The sequence below is a fragment of the Mycobacterium sp. genome, assembly GCF_049278535.1.
Taxonomy (GTDB): Bacteria; Actinomycetota; Actinomycetes; order Mycobacteriales; family Mycobacteriaceae; genus Mycobacterium.
Genome location: NZ_JBAPMI010000326.1, coordinates 26,323 through 43,282, shown reverse-complemented (window position 1 = coordinate 43,282; position 16,960 = coordinate 26,323). Strand labels below are relative to the sequence as shown.

The window sequence follows — 16,960 nt, the reverse complement described above, 5'->3', positions numbered from 1 at the left end:
ACGGCGCGAGCCAGTCGCGCGTAACGCACTTCGAGGTCCTTGAACTTCAAATACGTGCTGAGCGTGCTGAAGCTGAACGCGATGATCAGCGCGTAGAGCATCAAGTCGGTGCCGCGGGCCACCCCCAGCCAGTGCGCGACCACAGTGGTGTCGTTGGGCCGCAGCACGGCGTACACGCCGGCCAGCACGAACAACAGGAAGCCCACCTTGACCCAGGCCTGCGATTGGGCGCTGCGACGGGACCGCAGCAAGAAGACCAGCAACGCGACGATCGAGGCAATCAGCAGGCCCTGAATCCAGTTCACCGCGGCATCCTTCCTCGCAGGAATCCGTCGACAATGATGTTGACGCCGTTGAGCAGCGGCTGTCCCTTAGCCGACGAATACTCGGTGTAGAGCACCTCAACAGGCTGTTCGACTACGCGCCAACGGTTTTCGTCGATCAGCATGATGAATTCGGTGGCGTGGCCCATCCCGTTCATGGTGATGTCCAGCCGATCGGCGACGGTCTTGTTGAACACCCGCAGCCCATTGTTGCTATCGGTCAATCCCAGCCTGCGGCCGCGCGAGCTCAGCCGCGCAGCGGTCTGCAGCACCACCCGTTTCAGTAGCGGAGGCCGGCTGACACCCGGGCCGAATCGAGTGCCGATCACGACGTCGGCGTCCCCGGCGGCCAACCGGCCGATCATCGCGACGACGTCTGCGACGCGGTGCTGGCCGTCGGCATCGAAGGTGACGAAGACCTGCGCCCCGGGCCGGCTGCGGGCGTACTCGACGCCGGTCTGGATCGCGGCGCCCTGGCCGAGATTTACCGGGTGCCGCACCAGATGCCCGCCGGCCCGCAGGGCGATGTCGCCGGTGCCGTCGCCGCTGCCGTCGTCAACACAGACCACGTGCGGGAAAACCGATCGCAGATCGGTGATCACGTCGCCGATCACACCGGCTTCGTTGTAGGCCGGAACGACGATCCAGACGTCGAGCATTTCACTGGGCATTTCAAGCCCACAACGTACACGCGGTCACCGCAGATCAGCGGCCCGGACGCGCAAGGGCGGCCAGGTGCACGCCGATGCCCACCAGCGGGCCGCACAGCAACGCGACCACGGTCCGGGTCTCCAGCGACACCGGCAACAACAGCAACAGCGTCGCCGCCACCGTCGCGCACACCCAGCCCAGCGCGTAGGAGCGGTGCAACGCGGCGGCGACCGTCGCGGCGCCGGTGAGCGTCAGCATCGCGATCGCCACCGCCGCCGCGGTCAGCCAGGCCAGCAGCGCGCCCGCCGCGTGATAGTCCGGCCCAAAGCCGACCCGCAGCAGCCATGGGCCGACCAGGCCCGCCGCCAGTACTCCGACTGCACCGATCCCGGCGACAAGCGCGGCCGGTGCGATCAGGGCCCGCAGCCGCTCGGTTCGTTGGTCGACGAAGTGCGCGATCAGATTGCCCTGCATCGCGGTCAGCGGCACCAGCAACGGCGCGCGGGTCAGAGTGACCGCAAGGATGACGACGCCGCCCTGGGCGCCGAGTTGGCTCGACGTGACTTTCAGCAGCACCGGAAAGCCCATCACCAAAATCGCGCTGGCACCCGCCGCGGTGATCGAATGCGCGGCCCCACGCAGGAAGGTCACCGTCCCGACCGGGGTCAGCAATCGTGCTGCCGCCCGGGTGGCCGGCGAAGCCCCGATCATGATCAGCCAAGCCAGCGCGCCCGCGACGGTGGCCCACAGAAACCCCACCAGCGCCCAGCCGGCCAGGACTGTTGCCGTCGCGACCGCCACCCGGATCACGGCGTCGGTGACCATCAGCGCGCCGTACTGAGTCCAGCGGTTGGTGCCGGCCAGCATGCCCAGCAAGGTGGCGTGCAGACAGAATCCCGCCAGCCCGCCGCTGAGCAGGGCGACCGAGAGCCAGTGCGCTTGCGCGAACACCCGGCCGCTCCACAACGGGGAGCTGCCGGCGATTACCAGAGCGGCGGCGATCCCGACCATGCCCGCCACCCGCAGTGGATGGGTGCGACGGTCCGGCAGCACCTCGGCTCGGCTTTCATAGCCCCCCGCGCGGATTTCCCGGGTGGTCTCTTGGAGCAGGCCGTTCGCCGCGCCGGTGACCAACCCGAATGCCCCCCAGAAGACCGCGAAGACCGAGAATCCGGCCGGCGCCAGGTCGCGCGCGGCCAGGTAGACCACCGCGTAGCCGCACACCGCGGTCACTGCGGTCGCGATACCCACGCGGGCCACGCTGCTGCGCGCGATCGGGCCGGCGAAGGCTCCGACGCTGGGGCCGCCGCCCACTTCGGTCACGGTTTGAAAATACTCACAGCCGTCCTCACCCCAGCATGCTGCGACGGCCGCGACCTGACAGACTGCTGGCAGAGGGGAGTATTCCTCGGCCGCGGAGTCGTCATCACGTCGCCCATCTCGGGTGACCGGCCCGCGGGCCGCTGCGATTGTGCCCGTAGCGGTGGAAGAGACCTCTGGTTGTCAACGACCGGAGGTATCGCCATGCACGTCACCCTGCTGGAGTGGATCGTCACCCTGGGCGTGACCATCGCGGTGCTGCTGTTCGACGTGCTGGTGATGGCGCGACGGTCCGGGGAACCGAAGATGCGCCGATCAGTCGCCGCATTGTCGGCCTACATCGGTCTGGCGCTGTGCTTCGGAATCTGGATTTGGCTTTTTCACGGCCATCGGTACGGGGTCGAGTTCTTCGCCGGATGGCTCACCGAGTACAGCCTGTCCGTCGACAACCTGTTCATCTTCGTCATCATCATGGCGAGCTTCGGCGTGCCGAGGGCGTATCAGCGTGAGGCCCTGTTCATCGGCATCGTGATCGCACTGATTTTCCGCGGCGTGTTCATCGCGCTCGGGGCGGCGGCCATCCAGCGATTCACTTGGGTGTTCTACATTTTCGGCGCTTTCCTGGTGTACACCGCGGCGCGGCTGGCGCGCGGCGCGACGCACGCCGCCGATAGCGAGAATGCGTTGGTCCGGTTCGCGCGCAGGCACGCGAACGTCACGGACAGCTGGCACGGTCGCAAGCTCACCGTCAAAGACGGCGGGCGGTGGTCGATCACGCCGATGGCGCTGGTCGTCCTGGCGCTCGGCGCCACCGATCTGGTCTTCGCGCTGGACTCCATTCCGGCGATCTACGGCCTCACGTCCGAGGCGTATTTGGTGTTGGCCGCCAACGTCTTTGCACTGATGGGGCTACGGCAGCTGTACTTCATCGTCGAGGGTCTGTTGCAGCGGCTGGTCTACCTGTCCAAAGGGCTCGCGGTGATCTTGGTGTTCATCGGTATCAAGCTGATCCTGCACGCGCTGAGAGAGAATAGTCTGCCATTCATCAACGGCGGCAAGCACATTGACGTACCCGAGATTCCGACGATGCTGAGCCTGGCGGTGATCGCGGCAACGCTCGTCGTCGCCGGGGCGGCCAGCATCTACGCCACCCGCCGTCGCGACTGAGGCCGGCTAGGCCTCGATCTGGGCGGCGATGCGTCGCTCGATGCCGGCCCGCGCGGCGGCCGGCAACGCGATCAGCCCGTCGAGTTCCCGGCCAGCCCGGGTGTAGGCGCTTTGTCGTTCCTGTGGAGATGCGGCCTCGTCTTGGGCCAGCCGCAGCAGGTTCTGGGCTCGCGCCAGCCGTTGTTGGTCGTCTTCGGAAAAGTCGCTGCGCCGCCGGCGGATCGCTTCGGTCTCGGCGATTTCGAACGCGCCGACGTACTCGTGCACGGCGTCGCGGTATTCGAGGTGCGCGCTGCGATCGCCGAGCAAGTCGTCGGGCCGTTCCGGGCGCAGTAGGTCGGCTCGCTGCCTGGCCTTGTGGAAGGCGACCGTCAGCGGACTACGCATATCGGTCATCAGGGGGAAGTCGAGCAATCTGGCGACGTCGACCTCGTAGTCCAGCCACCGGGCGTCGATCCGATCGTGCGCGGCAAGGACTTTGACGATCTCGCGGCGCTGGCTGTCTTTATTGTCGCGTCCACGCCCGGATGCTTCCGCGATCGCGATCTTGGCCTGCTGCTTCAGCCGATACCGCTCGAGTCGTCGGTCAGCCCGGCGTTCGTTGGCCGCGGCGATCGCTCGCACGCCACCACCGATCACGCCGCCCAGCGGGAAGATCAGCCACCAGAAGTTCGCAGCGAAATGAAGCGGGCCCACCTAGCCAGGATGCCACCGCGGCACGGCGGCTTCGACCCCGAAAGCGTTCGCTCAGAGCCGAACGCCGAGGGTCAGTGACCCTCTTTCTTGAACCGCTCAATCGAACGCAGCACTTCGGCTTCGGCTTCCTCGCGGCCCACCCAGTCGGCGGCCTTAACGAACTTGCCCGGCTCCAGCGCCTTGTACTGCGAGAAGAAGTGCTTGATCTCGTCGAGCTCGTTCTGCGGGACGTCGCCGATGTCCTGAATGTGGTCCCAACGAGGGTCCTTGGCGGGCACGCACAGCACTTTGTCGTCGCCGCCGGCCTCGTCGGTCATCTGGAACATGGCGACCGGCCGGGCCTTCACCACGACGCCCGGGAACACCGACTGGGGAAGCAGCACCAGGGCGTCCAGCGGGTCGCCGTCTTCGCCGAGTGTGTCGTCGATGAAGCCGTAGTCCGTCGGGTAGACCATCGACGTGTAGAGGTAGCGGTCGAGGTAGATCCGGCCTGACTCGTGGTCGACTTCGTACTTGTTGCGTTGACCCTTGGGGATCTCGACGGTCACGTCGAATTGCACCGGCCCGGCTCCTTCGCCTGAGAAATATCGCTTGGCGTTGATCGTAGGGCTCCCGCAGTGTGGCCATCCGCGGGGGTTTCGGCACAATGGGCGCAAAGAAGTCAGGAGAGCCATGCGTCCCACTCGGTGGCGTACGTCTACACACTTGATCGTGGGAGTGGGCGTACTGGCGGTGGTTGCCGCCGTGGTGGTTGCGGCCGCACTGCTCACCGCGAGCGGTCGCGGCACCGGCGGCGCGAAGGTTCCGCCCCCGCCGGCGGTCGCTGCCGTCAAACCGGGCGTTGTCCCGGTGGCAGCCAACGCCCCGATGCCCAGCCCCTCGGCGCTGGCGGCGGCGCTGGCGCTGGTAGCGGCCGACCCCAACCTGGGCAAGCTTGGCGCTCGGGTCACCGACGCGATGACCGGGGAAGAACTTTGGCAGCAGTTCGATGACGTGCTGCTGCAGCCGGCATCGACCAATAAGACGCTGACCAGCGCTGCTGCCCTGTTGGCGTTAAACCGTGAGGCGCGGGTGACCACCCGCGTCGTCGCCGGCGCCCAGCCCGGGACCATCGTGCTGGTCGGTGGCGGCGATCCGACGTTGTCGGGGGCCGCTCCCGGCCAGGGCACCTGGTATCACGGCGCAGCGCGGATCAGCGACCTCGCCGACCAGGTCCGCCGCAGCGGAGTGACCGCGAGCGCCATCCAGGTGAACACCTCGCTGTTCAGCGGTCCGACCTTCGCGCCCGGCTGGGACCCGGCCGACATCGACGGCGGCGACATCGCGCCGATCGAATCGGTCATGCTCGACGCCGGACGCATCCAGCCGGCAACCGACGAGTCGCGACGGTCGGTGACGCCGGCTCTGGACGCCGGACGCGCGCTGGCCACCGCGCTGGGCATCGACCCGCAGCAGGTCACCGTCAACGGTGACTCCGTCGATTCCGGCGCGCGACAACTGGCCGCGGTCCAGTCGGCCCCGCTGATCGACCGGCTCAACGAGATGATGAACGTCTCCGACAACGTGATGGCCGAGTGCATCGCGCGCGAGGTGGCCGACTCCATGCAGCGGCCGCGGAGCTTCAGCGGTGCTGTCGACGCGGTGATTAATCGGCTGGGCACCGCGCACGTCGACACCGGCAGTGCGATCTTGCGGGACTCCAGCGGGTTGTCGGTGGAGGACCGCCTGACCGCCAAGACCCTCGAGTCCGTCGTACAGGCGGCAGCCGGGCCCGATCAACCGACGCTGCGGCCGCTGCTGGACGTGTTGCCGATCGCGGGAGGCAGCGGCACGCTGTCCGACCGTTTCCTCGACGGCACCCCCGCCGGCTCAGGACCGGCCGGGTGGTTGCGGGCCAAAACCGGCTCGCTGACCGCTATTAACGCGTTAGCTGGGGTGGTGACTGACCGCAGTGGGCGGGTGTTGAGCTTCGCGCTGATCTCCAACGACGCCGGGATGTCCGGCCGCACGGCAATCGACGCGGTGGCCGCGACGCTGTGGTCGTGCGGATGCGTCGCGTGACCGCCCCGGCGGACCTGACGGTCGGGCGCACGGTCGATTGGGGATTCGCGGCGACGGTCGGCCAGTGGCTGGCCCGCCCGGGTCCGCCGTCGACCGACTACACCCGGCGCCAGGTGATCGACAACCTGGCCAGCGCCGCCAAGGCCGCTGAACCGCCGGTCCGTGACGTCACCGGTCTGCACACCGACGGCGCCGTGCCCGAGGCCCGAATTGTCGACCGGCCGGGCTGGATCAAGGCGGCGGCCGAGTCGATGCGGGTGATGACGGGTGGCACCGACAAGCCGCGCGGCGCGATCAGCGGACGGGTGACCGGTGCGCAGACCGGCGCGGTGCTGGCCTTCGTCGCCTCCGGCATCCTCGGCCAATACGACCCGTTTAACGACGGCGGTTGCCTGCTGCTGGTTTACCCGAACGTCATCGCGGTTGAACGCCAATTACGGCTCGACCCTTCGGATTTCAGGCTTTGGGTGTGCTTGCACGAGGTCACCCACCGGGTGCAGTTCACCGCCAACCCGTGGCTGTCCGGCCACATGTCCCAAGCGCTGGGCGTGCTGACCCGGGAGGGCAGCGACGACCTTGCCCAGGTGGTGGGCCGGCTGGCCGAATTCGCTCGCGGTCGTGGCGACTCGTCGATGGGCGATCCGAACTCGAGTGGGATCCTCGGTCTGCTGCGTGCCGTGCAGTCCGACCCGCAGCGCGAAGCGCTAGATCAGCTGCTGGTGCTCGGCACGTTGTTGGAGGGCCATGCCGATCACGTGATGGATGCCGTTGGGCCCGTGGTGATTCCGACGGTTTCTACCATCCGAGCCCGGTTCGACGAGCGACGGAACCGCAAACAGCCGCCGCTGCAACGGTTGGTGCGCGCGTTGTTGGGCATCGACGCCAAACTGAGCCAGTACACCCGGGGTAAGGCGTTCGTCGACCATGTGGTGGACCGAGTCGGGATGGCACGGTTCAACACCATCTGGACGAGTCCGGAAACCCTGCCCCGGCCGATTGAGATCGAATACCCGCAGCGATGGATCGACCGGGTGCTGTAGCCGAACTCCGCGTGGCGGTGGCGGCGTTCGCAGCGGAATACCTCGGCACGGCCGATCACTGGTGTGTGGCGTTATCGGGAGGACCGGATTCGTTGGCGCTCACCGGCGTCGCGGCGACGGTACTGCCGACCACTGCGCTGATCGTCGACCATGGCTTGCAGGCCGACTCGGCCGCGGTGGCCGCCACCGCGCAGCGACAGGCCAAGTACTTGGGATGTGTTGATGCTCAAGTACTTTGCGTGCAGGTAGGTGGTGACGGTGGTCCGGAGAACGCCGCCCGCACCGCCCGCTACGGCGCGCTGGAGGCTGCTCGTCACAATCGTCCGGTGCTGCTGGCCCACACCCTCGACGACCAGGCCGAAACGGTGTTGCTCGGATTGGGCCGGGGCTCCGGTGCCCGGTCGATTGCCGGCATGCGCCCCAACGACCCGCCGTGGTGTCGGCCGCTGCTGGGTGTGCGACGTGAGGTGACGCATGCCGCCTGCGCGGAGCTGGGGCTCAACGTCTGGCATGACCCGCACAACACCGATCGCCGCTTCACCCGGACCCGGCTGCGCCAAGAGGTACTGCCGCTGATGGAAGAGGTGCTCGGCGGCGGTGTTACCGAGGCGCTGGCTCGCACGGCGACCTCGTTGCGTGCTGACACCGAGCTGATCGATTCGCTGATCGCGCAGGCGATGTCGGCGGCGGCGACCGCAGACGGGCTCGACGCGGAGGCGTTGACGGCGCTGCCCGATCCGGTGCGTCGCGGCGTCATCCGCAGCTGGCTGCTTGCCGGCGGGGCGATCGGGTTGACCGACAAGCAGATCCGCGGGGTGGACACACTGGTCATCGCCTGGCGCGGCCAGGGCGGAGTGGCGGTCGGCTCGTCGTTGCGTAATCAGCGGTTGGTCGCCGGCCGCAGCGGCAGGCTGTTGACGCTACACCGGGAGCCGGTAAGCCCGGCGACGATGCAGAGCGCGCAGCGCGATGAGAAGAAGCCGGGCAATCAAACCTGAGCCCGGCCACCGTTGGTTTCCGGCTCGACGGCATGGCACGCTGTGCTCGTGGCAGCGGAATCGCCGGAGCTCTACCCGGGGGACATCAAGTCAGTCCTGCTCGGCGAAGAGCAGATCCAGAGCCGCATCGCCGAACTGGGCGCACAGATCGGTGCCGACTACCGCGAGCGGGCCGCCACCGATGATCAGGACCTGCTGCTGATCACCGTGCTCAAGGGCGCCGTCATGTTCGTCACCGACCTGGCCCGCGCGATCCCGCTGCCGACCCAGTTCGAGTTCATGGCCGTTAGCTCCTACGGATCGTCGACGTCCTCGTCGGGGGTGGTGCGGATCCTCAAAGACCTCGACCGCGACATCAACGACCGCGATGTGCTGATCGTCGAGGACGTCGTCGACTCCGGGCTGACGTTGTCCTGGCTGCTGCGCAACCTGAACACCCGGCATCCGCACTCGCTGCGGGTGTGCACGCTGCTGCGCAAGCCCGACGCGCTGCGCGCCAACACCGACATCGCCTACGTGGGTTTCGACATCCCCAACGAGTTCGTGGTCGGGTACGGGCTGGACTACGACGAGCGCTACCGCGACCTGCCCTACATCGGAACGCTGGACCCGCGGGTCTACCAGGACTAGCGGGTCAGTCCGGGTAGGCCTGTAACGGGACGTCGAGGGCGCGTCGGTCGCCTCCTATCTCGAGGACCCCACGCCGAGTCGGGTGGAAGGCGGCCCGAGACCGTCCGCGGTCGACGGCGAGCGAGATGTCGGCAACGGAGCTGTTGACGACCTCGTGGCGATGGCCCGCGGGGTCGGAGTACTCCCAGCCGACAGTCGCCGCGAGTGAGACGTCGGCCCGGATGTGTACCGAGAGACCGGAACCGCTGAGCCCGATGGTGGCGCCGTTGTCGGATAAGGCGACGGATGTGCCCCTGGCGAGCAGCCCGCCAAGATGGTGGCGGGTGCCGTCGAGCTCGAGGGCACCAAAGGAGGTCCACGGCGCGAGCACAGGGCCGACGCGCACCCGGCCGAGAACGGCGTCCAGCCAGCCGGTGCCGTCGTCGCCGAGACCGCTTGCCCGCAGCCAGATCCACCGTGCTGCGTGCTCGGTACCCCAGTTGTGGCCGAGCATGCCAGTCCACCCGGTCAGGTCGACGGGTTTGTTGTTGACGACCAGGGTTCCCTCGACGTCGAGGTCGGGCACGGGTGACGTCGCCTTGGTGCGTGGGAGGGGCGCGCGGTAGAGGACCGCGGAGTGAAGGTGCTCGAGACTGTGTGTCCGGGGAGCGAAGCCAAGGTCCCACCGCGCGGAGAGCTGATCGGACTCGACTGACCCGCGGGTGCCCGCTGGTCCCTGGGTGGCTGGCCCGCAGCTGAGACCGTGACCGCCCGGGCTGACCGGGAGGTCGTTGATCTTGGTGGCAAGAACTCCCGCCTGGCTGAACCAGGTGACCCAGAGCGCTCCGGTCGGCCCCTTGCCGGGACGCTTTTGAACGGTGGTCCGGATCCAGAGGGCTTCGGGTTCAGTGGGGTGGACGAGGGTGCAGTAGACGCTTTCGTAGTGAGGTCGTGCGATGGCGACCTCAGGGAACCGGACCTTCATGAGGCGTGCGTTCGCTGGTCGGCGGGTTCGTGTGTAAAGAACGTCATGGGTGCCGCTCTTAGCGCAGTTCCCACACCGCGGTCACCGAGAAGCTCACCGTCTGCTGGCCGGGCTCCAGCGGCACCATCGACGGCATCGCGCCCCCTCGGATCGGCGGCGGGGCCGGTGCTGCCCCGCCCGATGCCTCCGAGATCGAGATGATTTTGCCCAGCCCGAGCCCGGAGAGCTGCGCATACTGCGCTGCCCGGTCCTTGGCGTCCTGAAAAGCGCGTGCCCGCGCGTCCTTCACCAGCGCAGAATCGTCGGCGATGGAGTAACTGACCGAGTTGATCCGGGCCGCGTCGGCGCCGGCACCGACGATGACCGCCAGCAGGCGCGACGCCGTGCCCGCAGGGTGGATCTTGACCCGGATCGAGTTGGCGGCGCGATATCCGCTGATGATGGCGCCCGAATTGTCATATTGCGGTTGCAGGCTGACGTCGGTGGTGCTGATGTCCTTGCGGTCGACGCCGGCGTTGGCCAGCGCGTCGATGACCGCCTGCTGGCGGGTGTTGGTCTGATCCATCGCCGCGGTGACGTCGCGGGCGGTGAATTCGATGCCGACATCGGCGGTGAGCGTGTCCGGCACGCCTTGCACGTGGCCGGAGCCGACGACGGTCACCTGGCGCGGATTGTCGCCGACCCGTTCCGGGCTGTGGTCGCACGCGGATACCGCTGCGGCGAGACCCAATGCGAGCACGAGACGGACCGGCGCTTTGGCGCGTTGGCTGACGGGCATGCCTGGCACCCTAGTCGCGGCTGATCGGCGTCGAGGTGGCCTCGCCGTTGAGGGCGCTGTGCCGGCGGCCCCACATCAGGTAGTAGCCCAGCGCCACCGCCAACCATCCGCTGAACGCGATCCAGGTGTATCCATGCAGGCTGACCAGGATGTAGGCGCAGGCGGCGATCGACAGAATCGGGGTCACCGGGTATCCGGGTACCCGGAAGCCGCGAGGCAGATCCGGCTCCTGGATTCGCAGAATGATCACGCCCGCCGACACCACGATGAAGGCCGTCAGCGTGCCGATCGAGACGATTTCCGCCAGCCGGTCCAAGGGCACCACCGCCGCGAGCACCGCCACCACGAACGCCACGATCATGGTGTTGCGCACCGGCGTCATCGTGCGCGGACTCACCTTCGCGAACGTCGCCGGCAACAACCCGTCGCGACCCATTGTGAACAGAATGCGGGTCTGGCCGTACAACGTCACCAGCGTCACCGAGAAGATCGAAATCACTGCTCCCGCAGCGACAATGGTGCTGCCCGCGGTATTTCCGGTGATGTGATCCAGGATCACCGCCAGCACCGCGTCCTGGCCTTTGAAATCCTGCCACCGCTGAGCGCCGACGGCGGCCACCGAGACGAGCAGATGGATCGCGGTGACGATCAGCAGGGCGGCTATGATCGCGCGCGGCATGGTGTGTTGCGGGTCTTTTACCTCGTCGCCTGCGGTGGATACCGCGTCGAGACCGATATAGGCGAAGAAGATCGTGCCAGAGGCCAAGCTGATGCCGGATACGCCGTAAGGCGCCAGATCCTTGAAGTTGCCGGCGTTGAAAGCGGTGAACGCGATGGCCGAGAACAACACCAGAACGCTTATCTTGATCACCACCATCACCGCGTTGGCTTTCGCGGATTCGCTTGCGCCGCGGATCAACAGCAGTGCGCACATGGCCACCAGCGCAATTGCCGGCAGGTTGATGATGCCTGGTGCGGGATCCCACGGCGCCGCCGAAATAGCCTGTGGCAGAGCAACTCCGAAGATATTACCGAGCAGCTTGTTGAGGTACTGGCTCCAGCCGACCGCTACAGCGGCGGTGGACACGCCATACTCGAGCAGCAAGCAGGCCGCGACCCCCATCGCTGCGAATTCCCCGAGGGTGGCATAGGCGTACGAATAGGCCGACCCGGAAACCGGTACCGCCGAGGCCAGTTCGGCGTAGCAGATTGCGGCCAGACCCGCTGCGACGCCGGCGATGATGAACGAGATGACCACCGCCGGCCCGGCTTGCGGTACCGACTGCGAGAGCACGATGAAGATCCCGGATCCGACGGTCTCGCCGACACCGAACATGGTCAGCAGGAACACGCCGAGGCTGCGCTGTAGTTGATCGGAGGCGCCGCCGGCGACCGGGGCCCCGCTCACCGGGCGGCGCCGGAACATCTGCTGTGGCAGGCTCAGCGCCGGCGTTGGCATGGTGCCTCCTCGAGAGCATCTGTGGTCGCCACGCCGGGACGGTGGACTGCTTTGGCCGACAGCTGTTCCACGTCATGCACGGGCGTGGTGAGTTAGCCAGCTTGGATCAAGATATACCAGCGCAGGGCCGTGACGCCTGCCAAACGGGTCTATTACTTTGTGGCACAATGGCTTTAGCGTAGTACGCGCTTGCATGAAGGCGCGCTTATCGGTGCCGCACGCGGTGTGTAAGTTTGGGGAGCCCCTAACTCAGTTGGAGCCCGCCGCTGCCGGCCGGGCTGCTCAAGCCAGGGCACCGGTCACCCGATGAAACTCTGTTGCTCTCAACGCGTGGCCTGCTGCGGTGCGAAAAAGACATCGTTCAGGGTGACGGTGCGTAAGTTCCTGGCGCGGATCAGATCGCAGAGTTGCCCGTAGACGTGGGTGACCGGCAGGTGGTTCAGATGTCCGATCACGATCGACTGCCCAGTAAAGTATTGCCGGGCCATCTGGACGATGTAGTCCTCGGTGATCACGGTGGAATCCGACAGCGAACCCGACCACAACGTGATTGCGGTGTAGCCGAGATCGGCGGCCACAGCATCAACGGTCGAGTTGTGCCTGCCGTAGGGGGGCCGAAGGTACGGCCTCGCGTCCACCCCGAAGGTTTTTTTCAAGAAATCGTCGTTGCGGGAGATCTCTTGGGCCACTCGACTTACTGGCACCTTTGTCAGGTTCGGATGCGACCAGGTGTGGTTGCCCAGCTGAATCTGGCCGGATTCGACCAACGGCCGCAGCAATGCCAGATTGTCGGTCCACGAGCGGTTCGTGCCGTTGACGAAATAGGTCAGCCGAACGCCGGTATCTTTGGCGAACTGAGTGTAGAGGCGCACTACGTCGGTGTTCACGCCGTCATCAACGGTCAGTGCCAGCAGATTGCCGTCCCCAGGCAGCTTGTTGAGCACGCCGCCACCGGGCAGCGGCACCCGCGCGATGGGGGCGGGCTGCGACAACAACCCAGCAGGAGCAACCTTGCCGCTCGCTGGGGGCGGCGAGGCGGCAGCAGCCGCGGCCGTGGGTGTGTGTGGCGGATCGCCGGGTACGCCGGACGCCATGCCCATACCGCCGAGAACGGCGGCAGAAACAGCCCCGAGAAAGCGGCGCCGGTTTAGGTCGGACACCACGCGCCGCGGTGTCGGAGGACGGTGGTGGTCGACCCTACGCGGAGCTCAAAGCCAGCCTCGTCACTGCGCCGCCGTGTTCGCCGACCCTTGGGAGGGAGGGACGCGACCTCACCAGGTCGTCGATCGTTCTGACACACAGCACTACATGGTGCCACGGGCAACTGCACAATCCGTGAACGGCCCGCCGCGTCGTTCCATGCTGTAACCGAAACGATTCACCCCCCGGTACCCAGGCAGCCACCCGTCCATGCGATGCGAGCTCCCAAACAGGATGACGGGCCGCGGCGGGTCGATTTTCTGGCCGAGTTCGGCTATTTCATTGCCTTAGGGGGTCACCAGTATCTTGCAGTGTTGTTCGGGGTCGGCGAGATCGTCGAACGCCGCGCCGACGTCCTCGAGGCCGACGTCACCGGTGATCATCGGCGTGACGTCGATGTCACCCTCGGCGATCGCCCGCAGTGAATCGCCGAACTCGTTCGGGTCGTAGGCCCGCACGAATTGGACGCTGATCTCCTTGGCGATGGCGAAGAACGGATGCACGGCGTCGGCCTGCATGCAGACGCCCACGACGACCAGCCGGGTGCCGTGCCGGGCACGGCGCATCACGTCGTCGATGATGCCCGGCACGCCGACCGCGTCGAACACCACCGACGGGCGAACGGTGTCGAATGGGGACCCCTGCGCGGGGTCCACGGTCTGGTGCGCGCCTATCGTGCTGGCGAGTTCGCGCCGCATCGGTGAAAAGTCTGCTGCCGCAATCGACTCGACTCCGCGGGACCGCAGCGCGGCGATGACGGCGATGCCGATCGGGCCGCAGCCGAGCACCAGCGCGGTCTCGCCGGGCTGGGCGCCGGATTTGTGCACGGCATGTAGCCCGACGGCCATCGGCTCGGTGAGCGCGGCGTGTTGCGGGCTCAGTCCGTTGGGAATGGGTAGCAGAAGCGGGGCCGACAGCAGCATCCGCTCGGCGTAAGCACCCAGCGTCCGGTTGCTGTAGACGATCGGTTCGATGTTGTTGCCTGACAGCAGGACCGGGATCGACGTGACAAGGGTTCCAGTCGGCAGGGTTTCGGTGTCGGGCCCCGCTTCGAGTATCTCCGCGCTGAACTCGTGGCCCATGAAGACGTCGTGGCCCAGGTCGACGCTCATTCCTTCGCCGGCCCCGCTCGACATCTGGCCAGTCAGCGAGAGCACCTCGGCACCGTGAGCGGCGAAATGCAAGTCAGTACCACAGATTCCGCACGAGCGCACCGCAACCAAAACCTGGCCGGGGCCGGGCACCGGGTCCGGCACGTCGTCGCGGTACACCATGCGGCCTTCCCGCAATACCGAAGCGCGCATCAGTTCGTCCCGGTTTCCGCCGTCTGTTCGCCGACGTGCTCGGTGATCGCCTTCACGACGGCTTGGCCCGCCCGCCCGATCAAATCGTCGCGCTTGTCCTTGGCCCACTCGTGCGATGACCGGGCCGCTTCGAGCTGGCCCTTGAAGTGCGGAATGACCTTGCGCGCCATCAGTTCATAGCAATGGTGGGTAGCCTCGGGCGAGGCCCAGTCGTGGCCGAGCATCAACAGTGTGCCGAACCCGCCGGAGCGCTCCAGCAGGTCTTCTATGTGTTCGATCGCGTCCTCAGGAGTGCCGATGCAGCAATTGCCTTTGGCCGCATAGTCTTCGACGAACTCGTACGGTGTCTGCGATCCATCGACAGAGTTGGCCAGCGGGACGAACCCGGCGGCGCCGAAATAATTGGCGAAGTCCTGCAGGCCGTAGGTGCAGTCGTCGATCGCCTTCTCACGCGTGTCGGCGATGTGCATGATCGACAAGACTCGCCAGTCAGCGCGATCGGGCCCGTCTCGGCCGGCTTTGGCGGCCTGTTCTTCGACCACCTCCCAGGTGTTGTCAAGGGCGGCGTAGCCGCCGGGAACCGACATCGACAGCGAGAGCAGCGAGGTGCCCATCGACCCGGCCAGTCGGGGGCCGGACGGCGAAATCATTGCCGCCGTTGAGATTTCGGGATAGGGCCAGGTGTAGGGCCGGATGTGCAGCTGCGCGTCTTGCAGGGTGAACCAGTCCGATTGGCGGCTGATCCGCTCACTGGGCGCGGCGCGGAACAGCGCCAGGATCGCCTCGAGCGATTCCTGCATCATCCGGCGCTGCTCAATCGGATCGATACCCATCATGTAGGCATCGGAGGGCAGCGCGCCCGGGCCGGCGCCGAACATCACCCGCCCGCGGGTCAGGTGATCCAGCAGCACCCAACGGTCGGCCACCATCAGCGGATGGTGATAGGGCAGCGACACCACACCGGTGCCCAGCCGGATGTGCCGGGTTCGTTCGGCGGCCGCGGCGATGAACACCTCGGGGCAGGCGATCAGCTCATAACCGCCGGAGTGATGCTCACCGAACCACGCCTCGTCAAAGCCGAGGCGGTCCAGGGCGACGACGCGCTCCATGTCGTATTCCAGTGCCACCGTGGGGGATTGGCCGGTCGGGTGGAACGGTGTGATGAAGACACCGAAGTTCAATGGGCGACTCATGATGGCTGGACGCCGGTCTTGAGGCTCGATAGGAAGTCGAGCAGCAACTCGTTGACCCGGTCCGGTTTTTCCTGTTGCAGCCAGTGCCCGGCGCCGTCGATCAGCTCCTCGCGGTAGCGGCCGGTCACCAGCTCGGGCGCCCGGTCGGGCCGCATGAAACTCAGCACCGGGTCGGCGGTACCGCCGATGAACATGGCCGGCATGTCGATGGTGGCGGCCGGCGGGTCGGCCATGATCTCCCAGTTGCGGTCCAGGTTGCGGTACCAGTTCAGTCCGCCGGTGAATCCGGTGCGGGTGAATTCGGCGACGTAGTGGTCGATTTCCTCTGCGCTGATCCAGTCGGGCAGCCCTTCGGGCTCGGGTAGCCGCTCGATGAAGCCGGCCGGCCCCGGTTGGATCATCCGCAGTGCCACCGCCGGGTCGTCGGATCGGGTCAGGCCACCCAACATCCGGGTGATGGTCTTGGCCGGATCGCCGGACAGTTCGGCGTCGGCCGGCCCGGGCTCCTGGAAATAGAGCATGTAGAAGAAGTTGTCGCCGAAGATCGCCCGGAACGCCTTGGTCGGCGGGACCTGGGCGCGCGGTACCGGCGGAACGCTCATGCCCACGACGGCCGCCACCCGGTCGGGGTGTAGCTGCGCCGAACCCCACACCACCGAAGAGCCCCAATCGTGGCCGACCAACACCGCCTTGTCGGCGCCGACGTCGTCGAGCAGACCGATCAGGTCGGCGGACAGGTCGGCGACGTTGTAGGCGGCGATGTCATCCGGTCGGGTCGTGCGGCCGAAGCCGCGCTGGTCCGGAGCCAGCACGTGGTAGCCGGCGGTGGCCAGCACCGGGATCTGATGGCGCCACGAGTAGGCCAGCTCGGGGAAGCCGTGAGCCAGCACCACGACCGGTGCGCCGGGCTCGCCGGCTTCGACGGTGTGCAGTTGCACGCCATTGGTTTCGATGACGCGCTCGGTAACTGGGGGGCTGTCCGACACAGTCTCACCAAAGCACAACCCCGCCTCCGCCCGATAGGTGTTCGACCGGGTGTGCAGGTGACGATCTCGGGAACCGCGGTTCGTTGTCATGACCGAGGCGATTCACGGCTCACGGCTGCGGCCGAGTCGGCGATCGTCACGGGGCCGGATGGTGGTGACCCGCTGCGCTCGGCTGCGGCCGAGCTTGCGA

The 16,960-nt window shown here is 66.9% G+C and carries 17 protein-coding genes; 5 read left to right on the top strand and 12 right to left on the bottom strand.

Annotated features, from left to right (window positions below; genetic code table 11):
* From WAO18_RS21635 to WAO18_RS21625, 3 genes are all read right to left on the bottom strand, one after another.
* The coding region (locus WAO18_RS21635) for a DUF2304 domain-containing protein (protein ID WP_422208279.1) at positions 1–305 on the bottom strand (305 nt) is incomplete at its 3' end.
* Positions 302–994: a glycosyltransferase family 2 protein gene (locus WAO18_RS21630; protein ID WP_422208278.1), complete on the bottom strand. Its 693-nt coding sequence runs from the start codon at positions 992–994 to the stop codon at positions 302–304. The genes WAO18_RS21630 and WAO18_RS21635, both read right to left, overlap by 4 nt.
* A gap of 34 nt (positions 995–1,028) precedes the next feature.
* A complete protein-coding gene (locus WAO18_RS21625) occupies positions 1,029–2,297 on the bottom strand; it encodes a hypothetical protein (protein ID WP_422208277.1) in 1,269 nt (422 codons plus the stop codon).
* A 201-nt stretch (positions 2,298–2,498) separates the two neighbouring features.
* Here WAO18_RS21625 and WAO18_RS21620 point away from each other — a divergent pair, with 201 nt between their 5' ends.
* On the top strand, positions 2,499–3,461 hold the full coding sequence (locus WAO18_RS21620; protein WP_422208276.1) for a TerC family protein: 963 nt from the start codon (positions 2,499–2,501) through the stop codon (positions 3,459–3,461).
* Between the two features lie 6 nt (positions 3,462–3,467).
* On the opposite strand, the gene WAO18_RS21615 is transcribed toward WAO18_RS21620, so the two are convergent.
* The gene (locus WAO18_RS21615) at positions 3,468–4,157 is read right to left on the bottom strand and encodes a hypothetical protein (protein WP_422208275.1); all 690 of its coding nucleotides are present in this window, start codon (positions 4,155–4,157) and stop codon (positions 3,468–3,470) included.
* Between the two features lie 71 nt (positions 4,158–4,228).
* Positions 4,229–4,717, bottom strand: a complete 489-nt coding sequence (locus WAO18_RS21610) for an inorganic diphosphatase (RefSeq protein WP_422208274.1) — start codon at positions 4,715–4,717, stop codon at positions 4,229–4,231.
* Positions 4,718–4,829: 112 nt separating this feature from the next.
* On the opposite strand from WAO18_RS21610, the gene dacB reads away from it, so the two are divergent.
* The 4 genes from dacB to hpt are packed head-to-tail and all read left to right on the top strand — an operon-like array spanning position 4,830 to position 8,886.
* The gene (gene dacB / locus WAO18_RS21605; RefSeq protein WP_422208273.1) at positions 4,830–6,218 is read left to right on the top strand and encodes a D-alanyl-D-alanine carboxypeptidase/D-alanyl-D-alanine endopeptidase; all 1,389 of its coding nucleotides are present in this window, start codon (positions 4,830–4,832) and stop codon (positions 6,216–6,218) included.
* Complete coding sequence (locus WAO18_RS21600; RefSeq protein ID WP_422208282.1) at positions 6,206–7,258, top strand: zinc-dependent metalloprotease; 1,053 nt, start codon at positions 6,206–6,208, stop codon at positions 7,256–7,258. Before dacB ends, WAO18_RS21600 begins: the two co-directional genes overlap by 13 nt.
* Positions 7,237–8,256, top strand: a complete 1,020-nt coding sequence (gene tilS, locus WAO18_RS21595) for a tRNA lysidine(34) synthetase TilS (protein ID WP_422208272.1) — start codon at positions 7,237–7,239, stop codon at positions 8,254–8,256. The genes WAO18_RS21600 and tilS overlap by 22 nt, the downstream gene beginning before the upstream one ends.
* A 12-nt stretch (positions 8,257–8,268) precedes the next feature.
* Complete coding sequence (gene hpt / locus WAO18_RS21590; RefSeq protein WP_422208271.1) at positions 8,269–8,886, top strand: hypoxanthine phosphoribosyltransferase; 618 nt, start codon at positions 8,269–8,271, stop codon at positions 8,884–8,886.
* Between the two features lie 4 nt (positions 8,887–8,890).
* Here hpt and WAO18_RS21585 read toward each other — a convergent pair whose 3' ends face one another.
* The 7 genes from WAO18_RS21585 to WAO18_RS21555 form a co-directional block, all read right to left on the bottom strand.
* Complete coding sequence (locus WAO18_RS21585) at positions 8,891–9,850, bottom strand: hypothetical protein (RefSeq protein ID WP_422208270.1); 960 nt, start codon at positions 9,848–9,850, stop codon at positions 8,891–8,893.
* Between the two features lie 58 nt (positions 9,851–9,908).
* Positions 9,909–10,628 (bottom strand): SIMPL domain-containing protein, encoded by a 720-nt coding sequence (locus WAO18_RS21580; protein ID WP_422208269.1) that lies wholly within the window; start codon positions 10,626–10,628, stop codon positions 9,909–9,911.
* Between the two features lie 10 nt (positions 10,629–10,638).
* A complete protein-coding gene (locus WAO18_RS21575; RefSeq protein WP_422208268.1) occupies positions 10,639–12,087 on the bottom strand; it encodes an APC family permease in 1,449 nt (482 codons plus the stop codon).
* 323 nt (positions 12,088–12,410) lie between these two features.
* Positions 12,411–13,187: a polysaccharide deacetylase family protein gene (locus tag WAO18_RS21570; protein ID WP_422208281.1), complete on the bottom strand. Its 777-nt coding sequence runs from the start codon at positions 13,185–13,187 to the stop codon at positions 12,411–12,413.
* Between the two features lie 387 nt (positions 13,188–13,574).
* Complete coding sequence (locus WAO18_RS21565; protein WP_422208267.1) at positions 13,575–14,591, bottom strand: zinc-binding dehydrogenase; 1,017 nt, start codon at positions 14,589–14,591, stop codon at positions 13,575–13,577.
* The gene (locus tag WAO18_RS21560; RefSeq protein WP_422208266.1) at positions 14,591–15,784 is read right to left on the bottom strand and encodes an LLM class flavin-dependent oxidoreductase; all 1,194 of its coding nucleotides are present in this window, start codon (positions 15,782–15,784) and stop codon (positions 14,591–14,593) included. The genes WAO18_RS21565 and WAO18_RS21560 overlap by 1 nt, the downstream gene beginning before the upstream one ends.
* Entirely contained in the window at positions 15,781–16,770 is a 990-nt protein-coding gene (locus tag WAO18_RS21555; RefSeq protein ID WP_422208265.1) for an alpha/beta fold hydrolase, read from the bottom strand. The genes WAO18_RS21560 and WAO18_RS21555 overlap by 4 nt, the downstream gene beginning before the upstream one ends.
* Positions 16,771–16,960: the final 190 nt, after the last annotated feature.

Coding starts and splice junctions, on each gene's coding strand:
- WAO18_RS21630 (WP_422208278.1), bottom strand. CDS start 994: ATGCCCAGTGAAATGCTCGACGTCTGGATCGTCGTTCCGGCCTACAAC.
- WAO18_RS21620 (WP_422208276.1), top strand. CDS start 2,499: ATGCACGTCACCCTGCTGGAGTGGATCGTCACCCTGGGCGTGACCATC.
- dacB (WP_422208273.1), top strand. CDS start 4,830: ATGCGTCCCACTCGGTGGCGTACGTCTACACACTTGATCGTGGGAGTG.
- WAO18_RS21600 (WP_422208282.1), top strand. CDS start 6,206: ATGCGTCGCGTGACCGCCCCGGCGGACCTGACGGTCGGGCGCACGGTC.
- tilS (WP_422208272.1), top strand. CDS start 7,237: ATGGATCGACCGGGTGCTGTAGCCGAACTCCGCGTGGCGGTGGCGGCG.
- WAO18_RS21585 (WP_422208270.1), bottom strand. CDS start 9,850: ATGAAGGTCCGGTTCCCTGAGGTCGCCATCGCACGACCTCACTACGAA.
- WAO18_RS21580 (WP_422208269.1), bottom strand. CDS start 10,628: ATGCCCGTCAGCCAACGCGCCAAAGCGCCGGTCCGTCTCGTGCTCGCA.
- WAO18_RS21575 (WP_422208268.1), bottom strand. CDS start 12,087: ATGCCAACGCCGGCGCTGAGCCTGCCACAGCAGATGTTCCGGCGCCGC.
- WAO18_RS21570 (WP_422208281.1), bottom strand. CDS start 13,187: ATGGGCATGGCGTCCGGCGTACCCGGCGATCCGCCACACACACCCACG.
- WAO18_RS21565 (WP_422208267.1), bottom strand. CDS start 14,591: ATGCGCGCTTCGGTATTGCGGGAAGGCCGCATGGTGTACCGCGACGAC.
- WAO18_RS21560 (WP_422208266.1), bottom strand. CDS start 15,784: ATGAGTCGCCCATTGAACTTCGGTGTCTTCATCACACCGTTCCACCCG.